This window comes from Halorubrum xinjiangense (assembly GCF_049604745.1).
Taxonomy (GTDB): Archaea; Halobacteriota; Halobacteria; order Halobacteriales; family Haloferacaceae; genus Halorubrum; species Halorubrum xinjiangense_A.
Genome location: NZ_CP187140.1, coordinates 1661196 through 1685329 on the forward strand (window position 1 = coordinate 1661196; position 24134 = coordinate 1685329).

The 24134-nt window shown below is 70.0% G+C and carries 26 protein-coding genes; 8 read left to right on the plus strand and 18 right to left on the minus strand.

Annotation, left to right across the window (positions count from 1 at the left end):
• Window positions 1-77: 77 nt before the first annotated feature.
• Genes ACOZ35_RS09555 through cheB form a run of 5 tightly spaced genes read right to left on the minus strand, consistent with a single transcriptional unit; the run spans window position 78 to window position 6413 of the window.
• Window positions 78-950 carry a CheF family chemotaxis protein gene (locus tag ACOZ35_RS09555; RefSeq protein ID WP_424013386.1) on the minus strand — a complete coding sequence of 291 codons (873 nt, stop codon included), beginning with the start codon at window positions 948-950 and terminating at the stop codon, window positions 78-80.
• Complete coding sequence (locus ACOZ35_RS09560; protein WP_424013387.1) at window positions 951-2165, minus strand: HEAT repeat domain-containing protein; 1215 nt, start codon at window positions 2163-2165, stop codon at window positions 951-953. It abuts the gene before it with no gap.
• Window positions 2165-2983: a CheR family methyltransferase gene (locus ACOZ35_RS09565; protein ID WP_424013388.1), complete on the minus strand. Its 819-nt coding sequence runs from the start codon at window positions 2981-2983 to the stop codon at window positions 2165-2167. The genes ACOZ35_RS09560 and ACOZ35_RS09565 overlap by 1 nt, the downstream gene beginning before the upstream one ends.
• Window positions 2980-5319, minus strand: coding sequence for a chemotaxis protein CheA (locus tag ACOZ35_RS09570; RefSeq protein WP_424013389.1), 2340 nt, complete (start codon window positions 5317-5319; stop codon window positions 2980-2982). The genes ACOZ35_RS09565 and ACOZ35_RS09570 overlap by 4 nt, the downstream gene beginning before the upstream one ends.
• Window positions 5319-6413 (minus strand): chemotaxis-specific protein-glutamate methyltransferase CheB, encoded by a 1095-nt coding sequence (cheB, locus tag ACOZ35_RS09575; RefSeq protein ID WP_424013390.1) that lies wholly within the window; start codon window positions 6411-6413, stop codon window positions 5319-5321. Before cheB ends, ACOZ35_RS09570 begins: the two co-directional genes overlap by 1 nt.
• 102 nt (window positions 6414-6515) lie before the next feature.
• Between cheB and ACOZ35_RS09580 the strand changes: the two genes are divergently transcribed.
• The 4 genes from ACOZ35_RS09580 to ACOZ35_RS09595 all read left to right on the plus strand — a co-directional run bounded on the left by ACOZ35_RS09580 (window position 6516) and on the right by ACOZ35_RS09595 (window position 8843).
• Window positions 6516-6989 carry a chemotaxis protein CheW gene (locus tag ACOZ35_RS09580; RefSeq protein ID WP_424013391.1) on the plus strand — a complete coding sequence of 158 codons (474 nt, stop codon included), beginning with the start codon at window positions 6516-6518 and terminating at the stop codon, window positions 6987-6989.
• A 114-nt stretch (window positions 6990-7103) separates the two neighbouring features.
• Window positions 7104-7799 (plus strand): RAD55 family ATPase, encoded by a 696-nt coding sequence (locus ACOZ35_RS09585; RefSeq protein ID WP_004597206.1) that lies wholly within the window; start codon window positions 7104-7106, stop codon window positions 7797-7799.
• Complete coding sequence (locus ACOZ35_RS09590) at window positions 7799-8191, plus strand: hypothetical protein (protein ID WP_424013392.1); 393 nt, start codon at window positions 7799-7801, stop codon at window positions 8189-8191. The genes ACOZ35_RS09585 and ACOZ35_RS09590 overlap by 1 nt, the downstream gene beginning before the upstream one ends.
• 43 nt (window positions 8192-8234) lie before the next feature.
• A complete protein-coding gene (locus ACOZ35_RS09595) occupies window positions 8235-8843 on the plus strand; it encodes a DUF7504 family protein (protein ID WP_424013393.1) in 609 nt (202 codons plus the stop codon).
• A 28-nt stretch (window positions 8844-8871) separates the two neighbouring features.
• Here the strand turns inward: ACOZ35_RS09595 and ACOZ35_RS09600 are convergent, their stop codons facing one another.
• Window positions 8872-9462 carry a hypothetical protein gene (locus ACOZ35_RS09600; protein ID WP_424013394.1) on the minus strand — a complete coding sequence of 197 codons (591 nt, stop codon included), beginning with the start codon at window positions 9460-9462 and terminating at the stop codon, window positions 8872-8874.
• A 159-nt stretch (window positions 9463-9621) separates the two neighbouring features.
• Here ACOZ35_RS09600 and glmM point away from each other — a divergent pair, with 159 nt between their 5' ends.
• Both glmM and ACOZ35_RS09610 read left to right on the plus strand, forming a co-directional pair.
• A complete protein-coding gene (gene glmM / locus ACOZ35_RS09605; protein WP_424013395.1) occupies window positions 9622-10986 on the plus strand; it encodes a phosphoglucosamine mutase in 1365 nt (454 codons plus the stop codon).
• A 148-nt stretch (window positions 10987-11134) separates the two neighbouring features.
• Window positions 11135-11728 (plus strand): type IV pilin, encoded by a 594-nt coding sequence (locus ACOZ35_RS09610; RefSeq protein ID WP_424013396.1) that lies wholly within the window; start codon window positions 11135-11137, stop codon window positions 11726-11728.
• 88 nt (window positions 11729-11816) lie between these two features.
• On the opposite strand, the gene ACOZ35_RS09615 is transcribed toward ACOZ35_RS09610, so the two are convergent.
• The 7 genes from ACOZ35_RS09615 to ACOZ35_RS09645 all read right to left on the minus strand — a co-directional run bounded on the left by ACOZ35_RS09615 (window position 11817) and on the right by ACOZ35_RS09645 (window position 16721).
• A complete protein-coding gene (locus ACOZ35_RS09615) occupies window positions 11817-12623 on the minus strand; it encodes an Sjogren's syndrome/scleroderma autoantigen 1 family protein (protein ID WP_424013397.1) in 807 nt (268 codons plus the stop codon).
• 91 nt (window positions 12624-12714) lie between these two features.
• On the minus strand, window positions 12715-13140 hold the full coding sequence (gene sufU / locus ACOZ35_RS09620; RefSeq protein WP_017343938.1) for a Fe-S cluster assembly sulfur transfer protein SufU: 426 nt from the start codon (window positions 13138-13140) through the stop codon (window positions 12715-12717).
• 384 nt (window positions 13141-13524) lie between these two features.
• Window positions 13525-13908, minus strand: a complete 384-nt coding sequence (locus ACOZ35_RS09625; RefSeq protein WP_424013398.1) for a thioredoxin family protein — start codon at window positions 13906-13908, stop codon at window positions 13525-13527.
• A gap of 118 nt (window positions 13909-14026) precedes the next feature.
• Window positions 14027-14242 carry a CbaC protein gene (locus tag ACOZ35_RS09630; RefSeq protein WP_137716686.1) on the minus strand — a complete coding sequence of 72 codons (216 nt, stop codon included), beginning with the start codon at window positions 14240-14242 and terminating at the stop codon, window positions 14027-14029.
• Entirely contained in the window at window positions 14239-16032 is a 1794-nt protein-coding gene (locus ACOZ35_RS09635; protein WP_424013399.1) for a b(o/a)3-type cytochrome-c oxidase subunit 1, read from the minus strand. Before ACOZ35_RS09635 ends, ACOZ35_RS09630 begins: the two co-directional genes overlap by 4 nt.
• Entirely contained in the window at window positions 16029-16538 is a 510-nt protein-coding gene (locus ACOZ35_RS09640; RefSeq protein WP_424013400.1) for a cytochrome c oxidase subunit II, read from the minus strand. Before ACOZ35_RS09640 ends, ACOZ35_RS09635 begins: the two co-directional genes overlap by 4 nt.
• Window positions 16539-16544: 6 nt before the next feature.
• The gene (locus ACOZ35_RS09645; RefSeq protein WP_424013401.1) at window positions 16545-16721 is read right to left on the minus strand and encodes a hypothetical protein; all 177 of its coding nucleotides are present in this window, start codon (window positions 16719-16721) and stop codon (window positions 16545-16547) included.
• Between the two features lie 97 nt (window positions 16722-16818).
• On the opposite strand from ACOZ35_RS09645, the gene ACOZ35_RS09650 reads away from it, so the two are divergent.
• Window positions 16819-17019, plus strand: coding sequence for a hypothetical protein (locus ACOZ35_RS09650; protein ID WP_424013402.1), 201 nt, complete (start codon window positions 16819-16821; stop codon window positions 17017-17019).
• A 263-nt stretch (window positions 17020-17282) separates the two neighbouring features.
• Window positions 17283-19748 (plus strand): heavy metal translocating P-type ATPase, encoded by a 2466-nt coding sequence (locus tag ACOZ35_RS09655; protein ID WP_424013403.1) that lies wholly within the window; start codon window positions 17283-17285, stop codon window positions 19746-19748.
• Between the two features lie 391 nt (window positions 19749-20139).
• Here the strand turns inward: ACOZ35_RS09655 and ACOZ35_RS09660 are convergent, their stop codons facing one another.
• The 5 genes from ACOZ35_RS09660 to ACOZ35_RS09680 all read right to left on the minus strand — a co-directional run bounded on the left by ACOZ35_RS09660 (window position 20140) and on the right by ACOZ35_RS09680 (window position 24078).
• Window positions 20140-20382 (minus strand): SelT/SelW/SelH family protein, encoded by a 243-nt coding sequence (locus ACOZ35_RS09660; RefSeq protein ID WP_424013404.1) that lies wholly within the window; start codon window positions 20380-20382, stop codon window positions 20140-20142.
• Between the two features lie 58 nt (window positions 20383-20440).
• Window positions 20441-21520, minus strand: a complete 1080-nt coding sequence (locus ACOZ35_RS09665) for a sensor histidine kinase (RefSeq protein ID WP_424013405.1) — start codon at window positions 21518-21520, stop codon at window positions 20441-20443.
• A 91-nt stretch (window positions 21521-21611) separates the two neighbouring features.
• Window positions 21612-23015 carry a heme o synthase gene (locus ACOZ35_RS09670; RefSeq protein WP_424013406.1) on the minus strand — a complete coding sequence of 468 codons (1404 nt, stop codon included), beginning with the start codon at window positions 23013-23015 and terminating at the stop codon, window positions 21612-21614.
• A gap of 98 nt (window positions 23016-23113) precedes the next feature.
• Window positions 23114-23566, minus strand: a complete 453-nt coding sequence (locus ACOZ35_RS09675) for an adenylyltransferase/cytidyltransferase family protein (RefSeq protein WP_424013407.1) — start codon at window positions 23564-23566, stop codon at window positions 23114-23116.
• Window positions 23563-24078: a Mov34/MPN/PAD-1 family protein gene (locus tag ACOZ35_RS09680; protein ID WP_424013408.1), complete on the minus strand. Its 516-nt coding sequence runs from the start codon at window positions 24076-24078 to the stop codon at window positions 23563-23565. Before ACOZ35_RS09680 ends, ACOZ35_RS09675 begins: the two co-directional genes overlap by 4 nt.
• Window positions 24079-24134 lie beyond the last annotated feature (56 nt).

The following is a 24134-nucleotide window of genomic DNA, read 5'->3' on the forward strand; positions in this document are numbered from 1 at the left end:
CCCGTACTCCGCCGGGCGACGACTTAAGCGTGGTTCGACGAGGCGGCGGCGCGGTCGCCGACGCCCGGCGAGCGCCGCTACTGCTCGTTCATCGCCTCGCTGGCGATGTTGCGGCCGCGGGAGTTGAGCGCGACCTCGCGGCGGATCCGGACCTCCTCGACCACCTCGAGGTCGACGAGCCGCTCGAACGTCTCCTCGACGTCGTCAACGTCCATCCCGAGGAAGGAGGGGATCTCGAACGGGGAGACGCCGGAGTACAGCGCCATCAGCACCTCGCGGTCGCGGCTGGAGAGGTCGACGTTCGTCGACGACCGCTCCTCGCCCTTCCGGAGCCACGACTCGACGAACCGCATCCGGCTCGGGTCGCCGGCGACGTGCGTCTCGATGCTCGTCCCCTCGTCGTCGGTGTGTGACACCTCTATGACGGGTTTCTTGTCGCCGTTGACGGTGCGCTTCGCCGCGTCGAGCCCGCTGATGTCGTCGAGGTCGAACTTCACGAAGGCGCCGCGCTCCAAGGCCGCATTGAGCCCGTTCTCGTCGATCTTCACGCGGGCCTGCTCCCACTCGGCGTCCGTGACGACGCCCCCCTCGATGGCGGGGTGTTTCGCCATCACGGTCTTCTGGTCGAGCAGCGCGCGGTAGACGTCGCGCTCGAACGGCTCGTGGTCCTTCGCGGCGACGAGCAGCACCTGCTCGCCGAGGTCGAAGCTCACGTAGTTGGAGACGCGCGCGACCGTCTGGTTCGCGTCGTGCCGGCCGCCGAGCCGTTCCAGCTTCGACAGCGGGACGGTCCGTTTCCCGTCGTTGCCGGCTAAGATTAGCCGCCGGTTCGAGAGGAGGACACGTCCCGGCGTCCACGAGACGTCGCTCACTTTCCGGCCCTCGCGGACCGCGACCGCGAACTTCGCCTGCGTGTCGGTGATCTTGTACTCGCCTTCCTCTTGCGCCATTTACGGACCCCCCGCGCGCAGCTTCGAGACGGCCGAGAACACGCGCTTTCTGACGGCCTGGCTGTCGTCGTCGGCGTACTCTTCGAGGCGGTTGAGCGTCTCCTGCCCGCCGATCTGCCCGAGGACGAACACCGCCTTCGCGCGGGCCTCCTCCGGGTGTTCAGGCCCCAGCTTGTCGAGCAGGCGGTCCTCCACGATGGGCCCACCGAGACTCTTGAGGCTCGTGGCCGCGAACTGCGCGGTCTGCGGGTCGTCATCCGCGAGCGCGTCCGCGAGCGCCTCCACCGCGGTCGCCGTGTCCGGGTCGGCCACCCGACCGAGGATCCACGCCGCGTTCCGGCGCTGGCGGGACTGCTGGCCGTCGGTGAGGATCTCGACGAGCGGCTCGACGACGGTCGCGTCGTCGGCCGCCTTCAGCTCCGAGACCACCTGGTCGCGGACCGCGTGGCTCTGCTGGGTCGGCACGTTCGAGAGCAGCTCGATCACCGAGTACACCGCCGCGTTGCGCACGACGGCGCTCTCGTCGCCGAGCGCCCGCGCGAGCGGTTCGACCGGCTCCGGGGTGCTGGCCTTCCCGAGCGCGCCAGCCGCGATCCGACGGATCGACTCGTCGCCGTCGTCGAGCAGGTCGAGCAGCGGCGACAGCGCCTGGTCCGTCCCGATCGTCCCCAGCGCGTTGGCGGCGGCGCGGCGCACCCGCGGGTCCTCGTCGTCGAGCCGCTCGCGCAGGCCGGGGACCGCGCGGGCGTCCGCGAACGTCCCGCAGGCCTGCGCCGCCCGGAGCCGGACGCGGGCGTCGTCGTCGTCGAGCGCGCCGACCAGCGCCTGGAGGCCGCTCGCGTCGTCAAGGCGCCCGAGCGCGTTCGCCGCCGCCATCCGGAGCTCCGGGCGGTCGGCCTTCAGCGCGCGCGCGAACTTGCGCGCGGTGACCCACTCCGCCTCGCCGTCGCTCCCGCCGCCCGTGAGCTCCTCGAGGAGCTGTTCGAGCGCCGCCTCGCCGATCTCGTCGAGCGCGTCGACCGCCGCGCCGCGGACCTCGGGGTCGTCGTCCGTCGTCGCCGCGCGGAGCAGCCCGTCGATCGTCGGCTGGTCGCCCTCCTCGCCGATCTCGCCGAGGAACTCCGCGGCGCGGCGCCGGACGGCCGCGCTGTCGCTGCCGAGCGCGTCACGGAGGCGCTCCGCGTTCCCGTCCCGTGCGTGCTGGTACAGCGACATCAGCGCCTCCCGAACACCCGCCGTCGCTTGTCGATCGGCTCGTAGCGGTCGCTGCGGTCCGGCGGGACGCTCTCGGTCATCCCCAACACGAGGACGCCGTCGTCGGCGAGCGACGCCTCCAGCGTGTCGAAGAGGGCTGCCTTGTGGTCGACGTCGATGTAGATCAGCAGGTTCCGGCACAACACCACGTCGAAGGGGTCGCGGGCGCCGTCGCGGATCAGGTCGTGGGTCTCGAACGTCACGAGCCGGCGCGGGGCCTCGCGGACGCGGAACGTGTCCCCGTCGCGCTCAACGTAGCGATCCGGGTCCGAGAGGGGTTCGAGCTCCTCGGCGATGTCGGTCGTCCGCGTCGTGTGGTAGACGCCCTCGCGGGCGTTGTCGAGCGCCTCCTCGCTGATGTCGGAGCCGAGCACCTCCACGCGCGACTCGTCTATCTCGCGGTCGTCGCAGGCCAGCATTGCGACGGAGTACGGCTCGCGGCCGTCAGCCGACGGCGCGGACCAGACGCGGACGCGGCGCTGCTCCGCGGTCCGCTCGCGCAACACGTCGCGGAGCACGTCCCACATCTCCGGGTTGCGGAAGAACTCCGTCACGTTGATCGTGAGCGCGTCCATCAGCGCCTGCCGCTCGTCGGCGTCCTCGCGGAGGATGCGCTCGTACTCGGCGTGCGACTCCGTGTCGCGTCGGCGCATCCGCGCCGTGATCCGGCGGTCGAGGTACGACTCGTTGTAGTACCCCGGCTCGAACGGGACCGTGTCGTCGATCTGCCGGAGGACGCCTTCGAACGCCGTCTCGCCGTCGTCCGCCGAGCCGCTCATAGGCTCACCACGTCGAGCACGGCCACGACGTCCCCGTCGCCGAGGACGGCCGTGCCGCTGAGGCCGGGCGTCCCCGAGAGCGGACCGTCGAGGGGTTTGACAACCACTTCCTCCTGGTCTAACACCGCGTCGCAGTGAAGCGCGACCTGCCGCGTCTCCTCGCGGATCCGGACGAGCATTCCGTTGTCGGTCGCGCCCGCGCTGCCGTCGTTGGTTCCCGGTCCGGCGGGGTCGGTCCCCTCGTCGACCGCGACGCCGCCGTCGGCGGCGGGGGTCTCGTCAGCAGACGCCGCGGCCGCGGACGCCTCGGCCGCGTTCGCGTCGATCTCGCCGAGGCGCTCGTTCAGCCGGATGACGGGGTAGAGGTCGTCCTCGTGTCTGACGACCTCGTCGCCGTGGACCTCCTCGACGTCGTCGGCGCGGGCGACCTCCGCGATCGACTTGATCGGGATCCCGTACTCCGTGCCGCCGACGTCGACGAACATCACCTTCACGATGGCGACGGTGACGGGGAGCCGGAAACGGACCGTGGTCCCCTCGCCGGGCTCGCTCTCGACGGAGACCGAGCCGTCGAGGTCGCGCGCGGTCGTCCGGACCACGTCCATCCCGACGCCGCGGCCTGAGACGTCGGTGACCTCCTCCGCGGTCGAGAAGCCGGGGTGGAACACGAGGTCGTACACTTCGTCGTCCTCCATCGCCTCGACCGCCTCGCGGCTCTTGACGCCCTCGTCGACCGCCTTGTCGCGGAGCTGGTCGGGGTCGAGCCCCGCGCCGTCGTCCGCGACCTCGATGATGACGTGGTCGCGCTCGCGCTCGGCCGTGAGCTCGACGTGCCCAGTCGGGTCCTTGCCGGCCGCCTCGCGCTCCTCGGGCGACTCGATCCCGTGGTCGACCGCGTTCCGCAGGACGTGTACGAGCGGGTCGCGCATCTCCGTGAGGATCGTCCGGTCGAGCTCCACGTCGTCGCCCTCGATCTCGAAGTCGATCCGCTTGTCGAGGTCCCGCGAGATGTCGCGGACGAGCCGCGGGAACGAATCGGACACCTGCGAGAACGGGATGAGCCGCATGTCCATCGCCGTGTCTTGGAGGCTGGAGGCGAGCTTGTCGAGCTCGTCTAACGTGTCCGACTCGGCGTCGGCGGCCTCCAGCTCCCGCCGGAGCTTGATCCGGCTCGTCACCAGCTGCTCGACGAGCCCGTACAGCTCGTCGACCTGGTCGACATCGACGCGGATCGACTTGATCTCGTCGCCGGACTTGGAGTCCGACTTCGAACCGGAATCGTCCGACTTCGAGCCAGATTCGTCCGACTCCGAATCCGAATCGCTCGACGCCGAATCCGAACCGTCGGCGTCGTCAGCGTCGGGAGCGGTATCCGACGGATCGGCCTCGTCGCCAGCGGCGTCGGTCGGTTCCACTCCGGCGCTCTCGGGATCCGTCGGTTCGGCGGACTCGAACTCGTCGTCGGCCGTCGCGTCCGCGTCGGCCGACTCGGCGTTCGAGTCGCTTGATTCGGCGTTCGCGTCACCGTCGTCCTCGCCGTCGCCGGCCGCGACTGCGGTGACCGCCTCGACCTGCGTGAGCGCGCGGAGCCCCTCGGCGACGACCTCGGGGTCGGCGCCGCCGACAAAGGCATCGAACGACTCGTCGTACTCCCCGTCCTCCAGCGCCTCCGGGGCCGGGTCGGTCGCGTGCCCGTCGAACTGCTCGTCGAGCGCCTGAAGGACGAGCGCCGCGTCGACACCCGCCATCTGTGCGTCGCCGATCGTCACGTCCGCGTACGCGACCGGGTCGGGCAGATCGGCTGCGGCCGCAGGCGGTTCCGGCACCGAGACGTCGGGCGCGTCGTCGGCATCGCCTTCGTCGCCGGCGTCGGCGGCTCCGTCCTCACCGGACGCCTCGCTCTCGGCGTCGCCATCGTCGCCGCCGGACGCCTCGCTCCCAGCTTCGTCCCCGCCGACGGTACCGTGCTCTTCCATCTCGCGCAGGCGCGATTCGAGGTCGGAGGGGTCGGTCGACACCTCGCCGGTGTCGGCGATCTCCTCGACCATCGACTCGACGGCGTCGACGCCCTCGAAGAGGAGGTCCATCAGCTCGGGCGTCACCTCGCGGTCGCCCTGCCGGACCGCGTCCAGCAGGTCTTCGAGCGCGTGTCCGAAGTCGGAGACGTCCTCGTACCCCATCGCCGCGGCGTTGCCCTTCAAGGTGTGGGCGACGCGGAACACGTCGTCCATTGCCTCGGTGTCCTCGGGGTCGGCTTCGAGGGCGAGCAGCGCGTTGTTGAGGTCCGTGATCCCGTCTTCGGCCTCGGCGACGAACGCGGCGCGGTGGGAGTCCATCAGGCCTCACCCCCCACAATCGCGCCGGCGACGTCGTCGAGGTCGTACACCGCGTCGACCCCGCCCGTCTCGACCGCGCGCTTCGGCATCCCGTAGATGACGCAGGTGTCCTCGCTCTGCGCCAGCGTGCGCGCGCCGGCGTCGGCCATCGCGCGGATCCCCTCGGCCGCGTCCGAGCCCATCCCGGTCAACACGACGCCAACGAGCGGGTCGTCGATCACCTCGGCCGCGGAGCGCATCGTCACGTCGGCCGCAGGGGTGACCGTGTGGGTGTCGTCGTCCTCGTCGAGCTTGACGCGGAGCCGCCCGGAGCGGTAGCTGTCGATGAGGGTGTGGCTGCCGCCGCGGGCGACGATCGCCTCGCCGGCGCCGATCCGCGCGCCGTCGCTGGCCTCCCGCACGTCGTACGCCGAGGCGGCGTCGAGCCGGTCCGCGAACCGCGAGGTGAACGCCTCCGGCATGTGCTGGACGATCACCACGCGGCAGTCGGCCATCGGCAGCGCCGACAGCACGCGCTCGACCGCGTTCGGCCCGCCGGTCGAGGCCGCGATCACCACGGTCAGCGGCTCGTCGACGTCGGCCGCGTCCGCTTCGGACCCGGCGTCCGGCGAGCGCGACGCCGCTGAACTCGGGTCGTCGCGCTCGCGGGTCGCGGCGTCGAGGTCGGCGTCCGCGACCGAGCGCACCGCCTCGACGAGGCGCTCTGACTCCCGCGAGACGCCGGTCGACACCTCGCCGCCGGGCTTCGAGAAGAAGTCGACCGCTCCGCGGTCCAGCGCCTCGAAGGTGACCTCCGCGCCCTCGTCCGTGTGCGCCGACAGCATCAACACCGGCGTCGGCGTCTCCTCCATCAGCCGCTCGACGGCTTCGAGCCCACCCATGCCGGGCATCTCGACGTCCATCGTCACAACGTCGGGGCGCGTCTCGGCGACCACCGAGAGCGCCTCCTCTCCGTCCCCCGCCTCGCCGACGACCGCGACCCCGGCGTCGCTCAGGAGGTCGCCTATCAGTCCCCGCATGAACGGCGAGTCGTCGACGACCACCACCCGCGGCGACCCGTCCCGACCGCCGCGCCGATCCGTCGTCCTGCTCATGTATCAGGGCGGGCGCAGAATCAGCATAAATCCACGGACCCAGTAATCACCCCTGATAATTCAGGGGACACGATTATTTGTCGGTTCGCCACAGCTATGGGCATGGCAGCAACAGAGGCGGAGGCCGAACCGACCAAGGTGCTGGAGTTCGGGCTGGGCGACGGGACGTACTGTCTGGACATCGGCGTCATCGACGAGATCGTCGACGCCGGCGAGCTCACGCGGATCCCCAACTCGCCGGCCCACGTCGAGGGCGTGATGGACCTCCGGGGGCGGACGACGACGATCGTCGACCCGAAGACGCTGTTCGACATCGACGAGGACGGCCCCCGGGAGCGGATCGTCGTCTTCGACGACGCCGAAATCGACGAGGGCGGGACAGTCGGCTGGATGGTCGACGAGGTGTTCCAGGTCCGCGACGTCTCGCCCGAGGACGTCGACCAGAGCACGACGGTCGAAGACGAGGGCGTCCGCGGCATCGTCAAGTCCGACGACCGGTTCGTCGTGTGGGTCTCGCCGGACGTCGACGACGCGCTCGCCGCCGACCTCGACGACGTTGAGGGCTCGGAGGCGTAGTCGAGGGGAAACGTCCGACCGCCGGAGCGACGCCGACCGTCGCGGACCGCGTCGGTTCTCACGGGTGAGAACCGGGTGCCAACGCTTATCAGCCGTCCGAGGGGTTTTCTTCGTATGCGCGTCTCAAGCGGCGTCCCGGGGTTCGACGACCTCGTCGACGGCGGGTTCCCCGAGGACCGCCTGTACGTGGTCAGCGGTCCGCCCGGGAGCGGCAAAACGACCTTCTGTTCACAGTTCGCGGCCCAGGGCGCCCGAAATGGAGAGGATGTCCTCTACATCAGCATGCACGAAACCAAGGAGGGGATCCGCGAGGACATGAGCGGCTACGAGTTCGGGTTCGACCGCGCGCTCGACTCCGACCGCGTCACCTTCCTCGACTCCTTCTCGTCGGACGGGCGGCGATTCTTCGGGCTCCCCGGCGACCGCCGCGACCGCTCCGGCGTCACCAACCGCCTCACGGGGTTCATCAACTCCCGCGACATCGACCGGGTCGTCTTCGACTCGACGATGCTGTTGCGGTTCCTCCTCGACGACGACGAGGACACGATGATCCAGCTGCTCTCCTCGCTGAAGCGGACCGACGCCACGACGCTCCTGATCTCCGAGATGACCGACCCGAGCGCCTACTCGGAGGAGCACTACCTCGCGCACGGCGTCGTCTTTATGCACAACTACCTCGAAGACGAGGGAATGCAGCGTGGGGTTCAGGTGCTGAAGATGCGGGGGACCAACGTCGACACCGACATCCAGGACGTGGAGTTCACCGACGGCGGGCTCCGCGTCGGCTCGGCAGCGACGGTGACCCACTGATGTACGACCGGACGTTCGGCACGGAGTGGGACGACCTCTCGCGGGAGGAGGCCGTCGAGCGCGCCTTCGCGCTGGGCGTCGCGGCCGGCGTCGACAGCGCCCGACCGGAGGAGCTCGACCGGGTACTGGAGGCGTTCCCGGGGAGCTACGACCAGAGCATCGTGGAACTGGCGTACGACGAGGGACGGACGAAGGCGCTGGAGGCGAAGTCGGAGCGAGACGACCCGGACGACGAGGCCGTCTGGCGGTCACTGGTCGACGGCGCCGGGGAGCCGCGCGAGTCCCCGGTCCCCGCCGCGCTCCCCGGTGCGATACGCGAACTGACACTCACCGACGGGCCGCGGGAGGGGCCGCCGTCGTCGCTCGACCTCCCCTCCATGCTCCGAAAGTGATCCCTCGGAAGGGTTTTACCCCACACTCTCTCACGTTTTCACCATGACCGCGCTTCCCGACGCTGTCCGCGGTGCCGACAGCGTCCTCATCAGCGGTCCCCCGATGAGCGGGAAGTACGACCTGTTCAACCGGCTGCTCTCGGCGTGGGCCGACGGCCCGGTCGTCATCTCGACGGGGCAGACCGCGGAGAAGGTCCGCGACGACTACGAGGAGCTGACAGGAAAAAGCGGCGACGACGTGATCGTCATCGACTGCGTCACCCACGAGCAGGGCGACAAACGCGAGGACACGCCGACGACGAAGTACGTCGCGAGCGCGGGCAACCTCACGGACATCGGGATCAAGTTCACCGATATCGTCGAGTCCTCGACGGGCCGCGACCGCGCCGTCGGCGTCTACTCGCTCTCGCAGCTGTTGATGTACTGGGACCCAGAGCGCATCTACCGGTTCACCCGGGTGATGACCTCGCAGACCTCCGGCGAGGGGTGGCCGTTCGTGGGCGTCGTCGGCTCGACCGCCCACGACGAGCAGGTCGTCCACACCCTCCACGAGCCGTTCGAGGTCGTCGTTGAGACACGCGTCGAGGACGACGAGCGGGAGTTCCGCGTCCGCGGCCGCGTCGGCCAACCCTCCGACTGGCAGTCGTTCTGAGTCTTTGCGGGCGGGGCGAACCGAAGCCTCACCCGACCAGTTCGAACGCCGCGCCGATCGGCGGCGCGTCGACGAGCCCCCAGTAGACGAATCGGTAGGTCCCGGCGCCGAGCGGCGGACAGACCGCCAGGTCGACGCCGTCGACCGCGTCCGCGATGCCCGACTCGGTCAGCGTGATATCCCAGGAGTACGCCGAACTCGTGTCGAGCGACGACTCGCTCCGCGGGAGTTCGACCGCCTCGCCCGTCTTCGATCCGCGGACGTCGAGCCACCCCTCGCCCGTCTCGCGCTGGATCGAGTAGGCGGACTCGCCGAGCGTGGACGTCGGGGCGTCGCCGGTGTTCCGGAGGACGAGCCGGAGCGACTGGCCGTACGTCTCGGTCGTCCCCTCGGTGGAGAGCTCCACCGTCGTCTCGTCCGTCTCGACGAGAGTCTCGGCGACCGACCCCTCGAACGGCCGTTCGAGGCGGACGAACCCGTCGTCTTCGCAGGTCAGCGTCGCCGGCGTCCCCTCGGGGCCCTGCGGTCCGTCGCCCGCGGCGAAGTCGAGACAGCCCGCCGTCGCGACGGACAGGGCGAGCGCGCTTCCGACGAGCGCGTCGCGTCGCGTGTGGTCCATATCGAGGCGAACGGGCGCCACCGGCATGAACCGCACGCGTCGTCGCGGCGGGGCGGGGTCCGGTCTCGTCGGGGCGGGGCGGGCTCTGCGCGCGTCGCCGCCGCCTCTCGGCCGCGGCGGTTCGGAACCGCTTTCCCCTCGGCCGGCGGATGCCCTCGCATGGAGCTGTTCGGATCGAGCGGCATCCGCGGGGTCGCGCTGCGGTACCTCACGCCGGCGCTCGTCCTCGACATCGCGAAGGCGGCCGGGACGGTGTGGGACGCCGACCGCGTCGCCGTCGCGCGCGACACGCGAACCACCGGCGAGCTGTTCGCGAATGCGGCCGCGAGCGGGCTCGCCGCGGTCGGGTGCGACGTCGACCGCCTTGGAGTCGTCCCCACGCCGGCGGTCGGCAACTACTGCGAGTCGGCCGGAATTCCGGCCGTCCTCGTCACCGCCTCGCACAACCCGCCGGAGTTCAACGGGATCAAGCTCGTCGGCGACGACGGCGTGGAGCTCTCCGTCGACGTGTTAGAGCGGATCGAGCGGCGCGTCCTCGACGACGAGTACGACCACGCCGACTGGCGGGCGGCGGGCGCGACGACGCCGGTCGAGGGCGCCGTCGACGACTACGTCGACCAGCTGATCGGCGCGATCGACCGCGAGGCGGTCGCCGACGCCGACCTCACGGTCGCGGTCGACCCCGGCCACGGCGCGGCCTCGGTCACCTCTCCCCGGATCTACCGCGAACTCGGCTGCGAGGTGCTGACCGTCAACGCGACGCCGGACGGCCACTTCCCCGGCCGCGACTCGGAGCCGGTCCCGGAGAACCTGGAGGACCTCCAGCGGCTCGTCGCGACCTCCGACGCTGACGTGGGGATCGCGCACGACGGCGACGCGGACCGGGCCGTCTTCGTCGACGAGACCGGCGAGTTCGTCGACGGCGACACCTCCTTCGCCGCGATGGCCGACGCCTGCCTTGAACCGGACGACGCGGTCGTCAGCGCGGTCAACGTCTCCCAGCGGCTCGTCGACGTCTGCGCCGACAACGACGCCGACCTCGAACTGACGCCCATCGGCGCGACGAACATCATCACCCGCACCCGCGAACTCCACGAGGAGGGAGTCAACGTCCCCATCGCGGGCGAGGGCAACGGGGGCGTCTTCTTCCCGCCGTACCGGCTCTCGCGGGACGGGGCGTACATCGGCGCGCGGTTCCTCGAACTACTCGCCGACGCCGACGGCGCGCCCGTCAGCGAGGTCGTCGCGCCGTACAGCGACTACCACTTCGTGCGGGAGAACGTGGAGTACGAGGACGACGACGAGCGCGCTGAGATGCTCTCGGCCGCCCGCGCGTACGTCGAGACCGCCGACGCGGAGCCGAACACGACCGACGGCTACCGCCTCGACTACGGCGACGCGTGGGTGCTCGTCCGCCCCTCCGGCACCGAGCCGAAGATCCGGATCTACGCCGAGTCCGCCGACGCCGACCGCGCCGAGCGGCTCGCCCAAGACATGCGCGTCGCCGTCGAGAGCGGCCGGTAAAGCGATATCCGTACGTCGACGCGGGCGCAACGGGAATCGGTTCGGCGTGCGCGGTGGGGCCGCGACGACCGGCGCTCGCCCGCTCGAATGTCGTCGACGTGACCTGAAACGCAATTGTTATTTCCACCGTGGCGCGTACGTGTTGGCAATGGACGAGTGGGGCTCCGAACGCGCGGTCTCGCCGGTCGTCGGCGTGGTGCTGCTCGTCGCAATCACGGTCATTCTCGCGGGGGTTATCGGGGTGTTCGCGCTCGGGGTCGTCGACGATCTCGGAGAGAAACCCACCTTCGCCGCCCTCGAACTGACCTTCGAGGAGGAGCCCGCGTCGGCGCCGCAGTACGACGAGTTCCGCTGGGACCTCGAACTCACCAACAACGGCGGTGAAACCGTGGACGCCGACGAGATCGTGGTCTACCTCGACCACGGCGATCAGCGGGTCACGGGGACGCTCGATCGGTCGTTGAGGCCGGGCGAAACGGTCGGGTTGACGGTCGTACACAACAACCAAGGCGGCGACACGATTCCGGAGGGACTCGACTGTTCGGACGTCAACGTGGCGTGTCGCCTGGCCGGAGACACCGGTAACTATCCCGACGAGGACCGGATCCGGCTCCAGATGGTCCACGAACCGTCGGGGTCGATTCTCTACCGGGAACAGATCGGCACCTCCGGCGAGTACGGCATATTCAACGGAGACCCGAGCGACATCGACATAACGGACGAAACGCTGACGTTCGCGTGACGCGTGCCGACGGACTCGGCGCCGGGTCGGTGAGTGGGCGGCGGGCGCGGGATTCGCGCCCCACATCCGACAGAGGGGTGGCCGCGTCTCAGTCCAGCGCCGCGAGCGCCTCGGCCGCCTCGCGAGCCGCTTCGAGGTGGTCGCGGGCGCGCCGCGGGTCGTCTGTCTCCTCGGCCGCACGCGCGAACCGCGTCAGCGTCCGCGTCAGCGACGCGCGGGCGGCGCCGACCCCCTCGTCGTCGTCGGCCGACCGCGACGGGGCCGACTGCTGCGGCTCAGACCGCTGCGGCGACGATCTCCGCGGCGACGCCGACTCCCGCGAGGGCGCCGACTCCCGCGAGGGCGCCGACTCCTGCGAGGGCGCCGACTCCCGCGAGGGCGCCGACTCCCGCGAGGGCGCCGACTCCTGCGAGGGCGCCGACTCCTGCGGTGGTGTCGATCCCCGCGGGGCCGCGGTCGACGGGGGCGACCGCGACCGGGCCGGTTCGTTCGCGCCCGAGTCGACCGCACCGTTCTCGGCCGCCGAGTCGACGCCCGCGGCGTCCGCGTCCGCCGACGTTCCGGTCTCGACGACGGGAGCGTCACCCGCCTCCGTCGAATCTCTATCTACCTCGGGCGAAGTCTCGCCCGCCTCGGCCGAATCCCCACTTACCTCGGACGAGGCCTCACCTGCCTCGGCCGCGCCCCCGGCCTCGTTCCCGCAGGTGGGACAGAACTCGCGGCCGTCGTACCGGAAGATGGGGTCGCCGCACTCCCCGCAGTGGCGGTTCGTCATCGTCGCGCCCTTGAGGAGGAGTTCGGACATCTGTTGGGTGTGCTCGCGCTTCTTCTCGTCCTCCGCGAACTTCTCGCGGAGCTTCTCTCGTTCCGCCTCCTTGTCGAAGCCGTCGCTCATGGGCGGACGAACGTGGTTCGCGGGCAAAAGTCCGGTGGGCTCGGGACGGGCGGGTCCGCGGCGCGAACCGGCCGCAACGAGAGCCGAGCGGCTACTCCTCGGTGACCGTACGGTCTTCGTCCGGATCGAGCTCGCCGCGGTGGATCTTGGCGCCGTCCTGCGCGACCTGTCGTCCCAGCACCGCGCACTTCACGCGCATCGGCGAGATGTCGACGCCGAGCATCTCCGTGACGTCGTCGGTGTCGAGCGCGTCGAGCTCGTCGACGGGCATCCCGTGGAGCCGCTCGGAGAGCATGCTCGCGGAGGCCATCGAGATGGCGCAGCCGTCGCCGGTGAACCGCACCGCCTCGACGGTCTCCTCGTCGTCGTCGAGTTGGACGTCCATCCGGATCGTGTCGCCGCAGGAGGGGTTCTCGCCGACGTGCGTGAAGTCCGGATCCTCAAGTTCCCCGTAGTTGCGCGGGTTCTTGTAGTGGTCGAGGATCTGCTGCCGGTACATGTCCGAGCCCAGTCCCATACTGCCTCCGAGTACGCCGGTCCGGCTCAAAAGGGTTCCGTCGAGCGCGACCATTTATAAACGAAAACGGCACGTGCGGCGGCGCGTGCCGGCGAGCGGCCGCCACCGGCGGCCGCGAGTCGCACGCGCGAGGGAGTCGGCCGACCGTAGGGAGGCCGACGAGGCTGGGGAGGTGTGAGGCGCGGTTGCGGTGCGGTCGGGGCGGGAATCGAAGGGGCAGTCGCGAGGCGGGCGCAGGCGACGGCAGGACCGCAGCGAGTGAGCGGAGCGAACGAGCGAGGACCGCCCCGAGCGTGCGCCCGCCTCGCGACTGGGGCTTCGGAGCGGTTCGTCGTCGAGCCAACGAGGTCCTGAGACGAGTTCGAGGCGAGGTATCGCCCTCGATCAGGCCGCGTGCTCCTCGACCCACGCCGCGAGGTCCTCGCCCGGAATGAACCCCTCGGCGCGCCGCGCGACGGGCTCGCCGTCGACGAAGAGGACGAACAGCGGGACGCTCCGCACGTCGAACCGCTCGACCAGCGGCGGGTCGTCGCGGGGGTTCACCAGCCCGACCGCGAGGTCGGTCTCGACGCCCCGGGCGACGTTCCCGATCACCGGCTCCATGCTCGCGCAGATGCCGCAGCCGTCGGTATAGAACTCCACGAGCGCGGCGTCCGCGTCGCCGACGAAGGCGTCGAGGGAGGCTTCGTCCGACAGCGAGACCGGGCGGTTCGCACCGGCCGGCGCCTCGGAGCCGTCGGCCTCGTTCGAGACAGTATTGGATCTCATACGCATTATTGGGCGCGAGCGGGGATAACCCCTTCTGTCGGCGAACTCGACGGCGACGGGAGACGAGAAACGAACGAAAAGGGAAGGAAAAGAGGTCTGCGCGTCGGAAATCGCGTCCCTACGCCGGCTCGTCGCCCTCGGGCTCGGTGCGCCACCCGCCCTTCAGCGTGACGTACCAGACCGAGGCGCCGGCGAGGACGAAGACGGCGGCCATGTACGGGATGATCGGCAGTTCGATCCCGACGAAGTCGAGCACGGTCCGCATCTCGTAGACGATCACGCCGAAGATCGCGAGCGTCACGAGCAGGCCGCCGCGGCTGATGTCCACGCTCATCGGACCACCTCGGCGAGCGCGGCCGACGCGTCGCCGACCGCGCCGAGCAGCGTCGCCGCCGCGTTCGCGAGCGCGTCGAGCAGCGGCGTGAGCCACACCGGATACGTGCCGACGCCGGGACCGAGCAGCCCGCCGCGCTGGATGATCGCCGCCAGCGGGAGCGCGTACGCGAGGACGACGAGCGTCAGCGCGATGCCGACCCACAGCCGGAGGTTATCGAGCACCTTCGGCGAGTCGTCGGGGCCGGACAGCGCGGGCGGCAGCGGGTCCGCGAGCCCCGAGACCTTCGGGTTCCCCATCGTGAGTACGAGGTTCCCGATGAACAGGACGGTCGAGACGAACAGCAGCGTCCCGCCGATGGCGATCTGAATATTGAGCTCCTCGAACCCGCCGAACATCGTCGGGTAGTCGAAGCCGGAGTACTCCGGCTCCGCGGTGCGGCGCGGGACGCCTAAGATCCCCTGCGCGTGCATCGCGTTCGACATCAGCGCCATGCCGATGAACCAGACGACGACCTGGACCAGCCCGATCGTCCGGCTGTAGATCGGCTTGTTGGTGATCTGCGGCCAGAGCCAGTAGGTGGCGGCCATGAACGTGAGCGCCACCGCGGTCCCCACGGTGAGGTGGAAGTGGCCCGGCACCCAGATCGTGTTGTGGATCATGTAGTTGATGTTCATGCCGGCGTTCACCATCCCGGAGAACCCGCCGGCGGCGAACATCAGCCCCGCGAGCATCATCCCCGTGAACGCGGGATTGCGCCACGGGAGGTCGGTGAGCCAGCCGAGGAGACCGCTCCCGCCGCGCTGACGGGCGCCGTACTCGACGCTCGCGACGACCGTGAACGCGGTGAGCAGGCTCGGCAGCAGGAGGAACATCGTGTTCGTCATCGAGATGAACTTGAACCCCTCCGCGATCCCCGGGTCGAGGTACTGGTGGTGGATCCCGACGGGGGTCGAGAGGAGCAGGAACAGCACGAACACGACCCGCGCGAGCGGGTCGCTGAACAGCCGCCCGCCGGCCAGCTTCGGCAGGACGGTGTACCATAGCAGGTACGCGGGCATCAGCCAGAAGTAGACGACCGGGTGGCCGAAGAACCAGAACAGCGTCCGGGTCAGCGTCGGGTTCACCTGGTCGATCAGACCGAGCGACCACGGCAGGAGGAAGATCAGCACCGAGGCGGCCACAGCCGAGGAGGCGATGTACCACATCGCCATCGTCGTCAACACCATGAACGTCTGGAGCGGGATCCGCTCGTCCGGGTGCTCGCGCTTCCACGCGAGCCACGTCCGGAAGAAGTCGGCCCCGGCGATCCACGACCCGACGATGAACACCGCGAGCCCGGCGTAGAACATCGGGTGCGCCTGCAGCGGCGCGTAGAACGTGAACAACACGTCCGCGCTCATATCGATGGAGTCGACGAAACCGGCGAGGATCGACACGCCGGTCATCGTCATCCCGGCGGCCATCAGCCCGTACCACGTCCACGTGATCTTGGTGTTGAGGAGCGGCCGGTCGAGGCTCCGCACGACCGCCCACGTGAACAGGCCGACGAGGAAGAACGTCGTGAAGCTGATCGCGAGGAACACCCCATGTGCGGTGAGGGAGGTGTAGTAGTCGGTGGAGTCGATGAGCCCGCGGAACACGCCGGTCCGGTGGAGCGTCTGGATGATCCCGAACACCGCGCCGAGCGTGAGCGCGAGGAACGAACCGAGCAGCGCAGCCCGGACGATCCGCGCCTCCTCGGGGAACTTGTTCGCGAAGGTCTGCTCGGCCTCGATGGCCTCGCTCATTCGCCGTCACCCCCGCTGCTCTCGAACTCCGCTTGGCTCACGACGTTCACCTTCCCTTCCATCACGTGGTGGCCCGCGCCGCAGTACTCGTTACAGATGAGCCCGTACTCGGCCGGCTCGTCGGTCTTGACCGTAATCTCCGAGACCTCGCCGGGAACGACCATCGTGTTCGCGTTCGTGCCCGCGACCTCGAACCCGTGTATCACGTCCGCAGAGGTGACGTAGAACGTCACCGTGCTGTTCGCGGGCACGACGATCGGATCCGGTTGGAACCCGAACTGCCGAGCGACGACGTACGCCTCGTACTCGTTTTCGCCCACCTGCTCGACCCGGGGCTCCGAGAACCTGTCGTCCTCGTCTAACGCGCCGGCGTCGATCGCCGGTTCGCTGTCGCTCACCATCGCGACGCCGGGACCGACGGCGCCGTAGGTGACCGAGCCGAGGAGGAACAGGATCAGCAGCACCGACGCGGCCAGCCAGATCTTCTCGTAGTTGTGGATGTGCATCCGTGATCACCCCACGACGACGAGATCTCGTCCGAGGAACTCGATGTAGTAGATGTACACCCACGAAAGCACCAGAATGACGAAGTAGATCGCGATGAGCGAGAGGGTCCCGATCGGGTCGAACTCCTCCGTCTCACCGCTCACGTCGTCCGTCGGAGCGTGTGCGGTCTCGTTTTGGCCCATAGGCGGGGTTAACAACAAAGAAGTATATAAGATCCACCCGTTCTCGAACCCTGAAAACACGGGTGTTATATATTTTCGGCGGCCGATAGGGGACGGTATGGACTTCTCGATCCAACAGGGCGTACTCCTGGTCCTCGGCGGGCTCGTTCCCGCGGTTGTGTTCATCGCGGATCGGGCGGAGATCTTCGTCGCGATCACGCTGGTGAACGTGCTGCTCATCTGGGCGAGCCTCCGGATCGCGACCGGCGGGAGCTTCCCGGGAGTCGGTGGCGACGCGGATGACCCGGAACACGCGTAGTCGGCCCAAACACGCGTAGTCGGCCCAAACACGCGTAGTCGGCCCAAACACGCGTAGTCGGCCCAAACACGCGTAGTCGGCCCAAACACGCGTAGTCGGCCCAAACACGCGTAGTCGGCCCAAACACGCGTAGTCGGCCCAAACACGCGTAGTCGGCCCAAACACGCGTAGTCGGCCCAAACACGCGTAGTCGGCCCGAACAGGCCGCGGGACCACCACCCCCGGTCCGCGGACCGCTCGAAGAGAACCCGAATGGACCACGTATGACAGGCTGTACACTCTGCGATCTCCCGGTCGGGGACGATCCGCACACCGCTTCCGACGTCGACGGCGAGTTCTGCTGCCGGGGGTGTCTCGCCGTCGCGCGCTCGCTCGACGACGCCGAGGACCTCGAGGACCTCGAAGAGCGGCGGCCGGACGCGACCCCGGGCGAAGAGTTCGACGGCGAGACGACGTTCCTCCACGTCGACGGGATGCACTGCGCGACCTGCGAGTCGTTCCTCGAGATGACGGCGGGCGAGCAGGACGGGGTCGCGGCCGCGGAGGCGAGCTACGCCACCGACACGATCCGGGTCGACTACGACCCCGAGACCGTGGACGCGGACGATCTCCCCGACCGGCTCTCGGTCGCGGGCTACTCGGCGAGCGACCGCGCGGACCCGAACGCGGAGGAGGACGACGCGGTGGTGCGGTTCCTGATCGGTGGCGGCTTCTTCGGGATGATGGCGATGCTGTGGTACGTGCTCTTCCTGTACCCGACCTACTTCGGCTACGAGCCGATCATCGAGCTGGGCGGCGTCTCGGGCACCTACCTCTTCGCGCAGATCTGGCTGTTCGCCTCGATCGTGCTGTTTTACACCGGCTACCCAATCTTGCGGGGCGCGTACGTGAGCCTCCGGGCGCGACAGCCCAACATGGACCTCCTCGTGTCGCTCGCGGCGACGAGCTCGTACGCGTACAGCACGCTCGCGCTACTCGTCGGGCGGACCGACCTCTACTTCGACGTGACCATCGCCGTCATCCTCGTCGTCACCGCCGGCAACCACTACGAGTCGATCATCAAGCGGCGGGCGACCGGCATGCTCGCCGACCTGACGACGACCGAGGAGCGCACCGTGCGGACCGAGGCGGGCGAGCCCCTCGACGCCGACGCGGTCGACCCCGGGGACCGCCTCCTCGTGCGCCCCGGCGAGCGCGTGCCGTTCGACGGGACCGTCGCCGAGGGGACCGCCGCGGTCGACGAGGCACTCGTCACGGGCGAGTCGCTCCCGGCGACGAAACGCGAGGGCGACCCGGTCCGCGGGGGCACCGTCGTCACCGACTCGCCCGTCGTGATCGAGGTCGGCGAGGACGCGGCGAACACCCTCGACACCCTCGTACGCCTGCTCTGGGAGATCCAGAGCTCGCGGTCCGGGATCCAGCGGCTCGTCGACCGGCTGGCGACGGTGTTCGTCCCCCTCGTCGTCGCGGTCGCGACCGTCGGCGCCGCCGCCACCCTCGCGCTGGGCTCGGCGCCGATCGACGCGGCGCTCGTCGGACTGACGGTGCTCATCGTCTCGTGTCCGTGCGCACTCGGGCTGGCGACGCCGCTCGCGGTCGCCGCCGGGATCCGCGACGCGGCGAAGCGGGGCATCGTCGTCGTCTCAGACGCCGTCTTCGAGTCGGCCGCCGACGTCGACACCGTCGTCTTCGACAAGACCGGCACGCTCACTGACGGCAAGATGCGGCTGCTCGACGCGACCGCCGACGACGGGGCCTCGGTCGACCGCGTCCGCGAGCGGGCGGCCGCCGTCGAGCGCGCCTCGGTCCACCCGGTCGCCGAGGCGATCGTCGCGGGGGTGCTGGGAGACGAGACGGGCGGGAGCGAGGAACGAGCCGCGGCCGATGGGGGCCGCGCAGCGGACGACGCGGCCACCGACGGGGGCGCCGCGGCCACCGCAGATCCGAGCGACGGCCCGTCAGCCGAGATCGACGCGCTCGACGCTCCCGCAGCGACCGATGTGGACGTCTTCGACCGCGGAGTCGCGGGGCGCGTCGACGGCGACGAGGTCGTCGTCGGCCACCCCGACCTCTTCGACGAGCGCGAATGGCCGGTCTCCGACGAACTGCGCGAGGCAGGAAGGGACACCCGCGACCGCGGGAACGTCCCCGTCTACGTCGGCTGGGACGGCCGCGTGCGCGGGGTCCTCGCCGTCGGCGACGAGGTGCGTGAGGGGTGGGAGGCGGTCGTCGCCGATCTCGACGCGGACGGGCGGCGCGTCGTCGTGCTCACCGGCGACGCGCCCGCGGCCGCGGCGCAGTTCGCGGACCACCCCGCGGTCGACGAGGTGTTCGCCGAGGTGCCGCCGGAGGCGAAGGCCGAGACGGTCCGGCGGCTCGGCGCCGATGGCTCGGTGGCGATGGTCGGCGACGGGAGCAACGACGCTCCCGCGCTCGCCGCGGCCGATCTCGGGATCTCGATCGCTTCCGGGACGGACCTCGCGGCGGACGCCGCCGACGCGGTCCTGCTCGACGACCGGCTCTCGGCGGTCCCGGAGCTGTTCGCCGTCACGCGCGGGACGAATCGGCGCCTGAAGCAGAACCTCGGCTGGGCGTTCGTCTACAACGCGGCCGCGATCCCGTTGGCCCTGTCCGGCCTCCTCAACCCCCTGCTGGCCGCGCTCGCGATGGCGTCGAGCAGCCTCCTCGTGGTGACGAACTCCGCGCGCCCCGTTTATAAGGACGACTGAGGCACGGCGGGACGGGCAAGGAGATTTAAAAATGGGCGGTGGCGCGTGCCGACGAGCGCCCGCAGGGCGCGAGTCGCACGCGCGAGGGAGTCGATGGTCCGGAGCGAAGCGGAGGACCATCGACGAGGCTGGGGAGGCGTGAGGTGCGGTTGCGGTGCGGGGCGGGACTCAAAGGGGCAGCCGTGAGGCGGGCGCAGGCGACGCAAGCACCGCAGGGAGCGAGTGAAACGAGCGACTGAGGAGCGCAGCGAGCGTGCGCCCGCCTCCCGGCTGGGGCTTTGGAGGTCTTTGTCGTCGACTCGCGCCCACCCAGTTATAAGCGAGCGGCTGGGGCTTTGGCGGCACTACTCGTCGATCCGTGCGATGTCGCTTAAAAATAAACGACTGCGTATTAGGCCGCTGCGCCGACGTACGGCTTGACCGCGCGGACGATGGCGTCGACGTCGTACTCGTCTTCCTCCTTGTCGAAGACGACCTCGTCGTCGGCGCGGACGACAAACACGCCCGCGTCGCCGGTCACCAGCGCGACCTCGTCGATGCCCTCGCCGAACTGCTTGAGGATCGCCTCGGAGACGTCTTGCGCGCGGTTCAACATGCCACAGGGGACGCAGTACTCGATTTCGACGCGTGTCATACGTCCCCCGGTTCGTGCCGAACGAACTTAAATAGAGCCGCGTCTCGCTCGCCGACCCTTACGACCGCCGATCGACGCCGCTGATCTCGAACCGCGTCCCGCCCTCCGCTCCGTCGTCGATCCGGAGTTCCCACCCGTGCGCCTCGACGATCCGGTCCACGATCGCGAGGCCGAAGCCCGTCCCGTCGGCCGACGAGGTGAACCCGGTCTCGCGAACCCGATCGACATCCTCCTCCGGGATGCCGACGCCGTCGTCCTCGACGTAGAACCCGTCCTCGCCGAGCGGACCCACCCGGACGGTCACGTCGCTGCCGCCGTGTTCGATCGCGTTCCGAAAGAGGTTCTCGAACACGTGCGACAGCCGGTCGCGGTCGGCCCGCACCGTCAGCGACCCGTCCACGCTGAGCGTCGCGTCCGCCGTGTCCACGCGCGACCAGCACTCGCGGACGCAGTCGGCGAGGTCCACGTCGTCGGCGTCGTCGACGATCTTCCCCTCGCGGGCGAGCGTCAGCGTCTCCTCGATTATCTCGTCCATCCGGTCGAGGGCCGGCTCGACCGCCGCCAGGTGTTCGTCGTCCGGGTGGGCTTCCTTGGCGAGGTCGACCCGACCGCGGACGACGTTGAGGGGGTTCCGAAGGTCGTGGGAGACGACGCTCGCGAACTCCTCGAGGCGGTCCCGCTCGCGGCGGAGTTCGGCCTGTCGGACGCGGCTCCGCTCCTCGGCGACCTCGCGTTCGATCGCCCTCGCCTCGAACAGCCCGATGAGCAGCCCGATACCGCCGCCGAAGCCGATCGCCCAGCGGATCCAGCCGAACACCTGAAACGCGGACTCCGTCGGGAGCGTCGCCATGAATCCCACGTTGACGAGGAGGTATCCCAACGCGCCCGCGACCCACCAGCGGTTGATCCGCTGGTACCGCGCGGGCGAGAGGTCGGAGCCCGGGATCCAGTAGACGACGTAGCCGACGCCGAACACGACCAGTAGCGAGGAGACGAACCCGACCCAGTACCCGCCGGGAACGGGCACGACCCCGACCAGGACCGTGGCGGCCTCGACGACGAGTAACAGGAGAAGTACGACGCTGAGCCCCCAGACGGGCCACAGCGAACGTGCGGCCGCACTCGTCGTGTCGTCCATTCGATTGTGTCGGCTCTCTCGCGGAGGTATATAAACCACGCCCGATCGGCTATCAGATCCAATATCTCTGACGCCCCCGCCGAAACGCCCCTCAGACGACCAGCGCGTCGAAGACGACGGCGAACAGCAGCAGGCCGAGGTAGGCGTTCGAGGCGTGGAACGCGCGGAACGCCGCGCTCTCCGTCTGCTCGTAGTGGAGCTGGACGACCGTCCAGAGGAAGACGGCACCGACGCCGACGCCGACGACAGCGTACAGCGCGCCGAGCGGGTCGGCAGCCGCGGCGAGCGCGACCGCGGCGACCAGCGTCGCACCGAGGTACCAGAGGATGTGCCGGCGGGTCGCGGTCTCGCCGCGGACGACGGGCATCATCGGGAAGCCGCCGCGCTCGTAGTCGTCCTTGTACGCTAACGCGAGGTTGTAGAAGTGCGCGGGCGTCCACAGGAAGATGACGAGGGCGAGCAGCAGCCCGCCGCCGCCGACCTCGCCCGTGACCGCGGCCCAGCCGATGAGCGCCGGCAGCGCGCCGGCCGCGCCGCCGATGACGGTGTTTTGAACCGTGTTCGGCTTGAGGACGAGCGTGTACACGACGCTGTAAAAGACGATCGCGATCAGCCCGAGCGCGGCCGTCAGCGGGTTCACCGTCCAGAACAGCGCGAGCGAGACGAGCGCGAGGGTGCCGCCGAACGCGAGCGCGTGCGAGACGGGGACGAGGTCGGTCGCGAGCGGCCGGTCGCTGGTGCGTTGCATCCGTTTGTCCACGTCGCGCTCGAACACGTGGTTGAACGTCCCGGACGCGCCGATCGAGAGCGCGCCGCCTGCGAGCGTCGCCGCGACCGCGTACGGGGTGAAGCCGGGGCCGCCCCGCAGCGCCATCGCCGCGGCGGCGACGAGACAGAGCAGCCACATCAGCCGCGGCTTCATCAGTCGGAAGTACGCCGCCGCGGTCGCCTTCAGCCGCGGGAGCGTCGCGGACGGGATCTCCGGCTCCGGCGCCTCCTCGACCGGCGGGAGGTGGTCCGTTCCGGGCTCGAAGTCGTCGGGGGCGTCGTCCGGGCTCCCCGTCTCGGCCTCCAGCCACCAGGCGAGCGCCGCGAGGACGGCGCCGAAGATGCCGATCCCGAGGAGGAGGTGGGCGGAGCCGAGCGCGGCGGGCAGGTCGCCGAGCGCGACGAGCGCGCCGACGCCGGCCTGGGCGGGGTAGACGACGAGCGCGGCCGCGAGCGCGACCCGGACCCGGCGGTCGGCGCCCTCGCGCCACGCGAGCGCGGCGGAGAGGGCGACGAGGAGGCCGACGACGACCGCGAGGACGCGGTGGCCGAGCGCGATCCACCCCGCGGTCTCCGTGGGCAGGGCGGCGCCGCTCCCGCAGGCGGGCCAGCCGCCGCAAGCGGTCGCCGCCTCCGTGAGGGAGGTGGTGGCGCCAACGACGACGAGCAGGTACACGCCCATCGCGGCCGCGGCCAACACCGCGGGGAACTTGTCGGGGATGTTCACTCACCTCGGTTTGGGAGTCAGTCCATTTAGATGCCGCGCTTCCGCCCCCGTCCGAGGCCGCGCGCGGGAAGAGTTCGAGCGGTCCGCCGGGCTGGGACTTACGAGTCCGTCGTGTCGCCGTCCTCGCCGCGCTCGCGTAAGATTCGGTCGACGATGTCGCCGCTGGAGAGCAGCTCGTCCTCGTACTTCGGCTCGCGGCCCGACGCGCGCTCGACCCGGCAGTCGATGCCGCGCGCGTCGAGGGCGGCCGCGATGTCGGCCTCGTCGTGGTGCTGGTCGAACCCCAGCACGATCACGTCGGGGTCGAGCCGCTCGATGGGGACGAACACGTCCTCCGGGTCGCCGAGGTGCGCCTCGTCGACCGCGTCGAGCGCCTCGACCATGTCGCGCCGCTGGCGGGCGCACAACACGGGAGCGGGCTTGTGCGTGACGTTGGTGCGCCGGGCGACGATGGCGTGGAGCTCGTCGCCGTGCGTCGCCGCGTCCTCCAGGTAGTGGACGTGGCCGGGGTGCAGCAGGTCGAACGTCCCCTGCGAGACGACCCGGGTCATCGGAACCACGAGAGGAAGCCGCCGGAGTCGCGGTCGTCCAGCTCGCGATCGATGTCCGCCTGGGTAAAATCGAAGAAGTGCTCGTCGGGGACCTCCACGTCGAGCACGTCGAGGGTGGTCTGGTTCCCCTCGTTGTCGAACGCCTTCCAGTCGCCCCACCCGTAGGGCGCGCCGGCGATGATGTGGACCTTCCCCTGTCCGAACGTCGCGAGGTCGGCGTCGCTCGGGCGCAGCGCGCCGTTCGGGTGCGAGTGGACCGACCCGACGGCGCGCATGTCGTTCGGCTTCATGTGGGTGCGGACGCTGGCGCTCGTCGGACTCGACTCCGTCCCCGGGATGACGAGCACGTCGGTGATCACCTGTCCGTCCCGGTCGAGGTCCAGCTTCCGGGCGTCGTCCGCGCGGAGGAACCCCATGTACTCGTTGGGGTGGGTCTCCTCGCTCGCCTCGAGCACGAAATCCAGGGTCTCTCGGGCGATCCCGAGGAGCTCGTCCGAGCGGAACAGTCGCATGAACGAGACAAGTCGCCGTCGCCTCATAGGGGTTCCGGACCGCGGGACGCGAGACG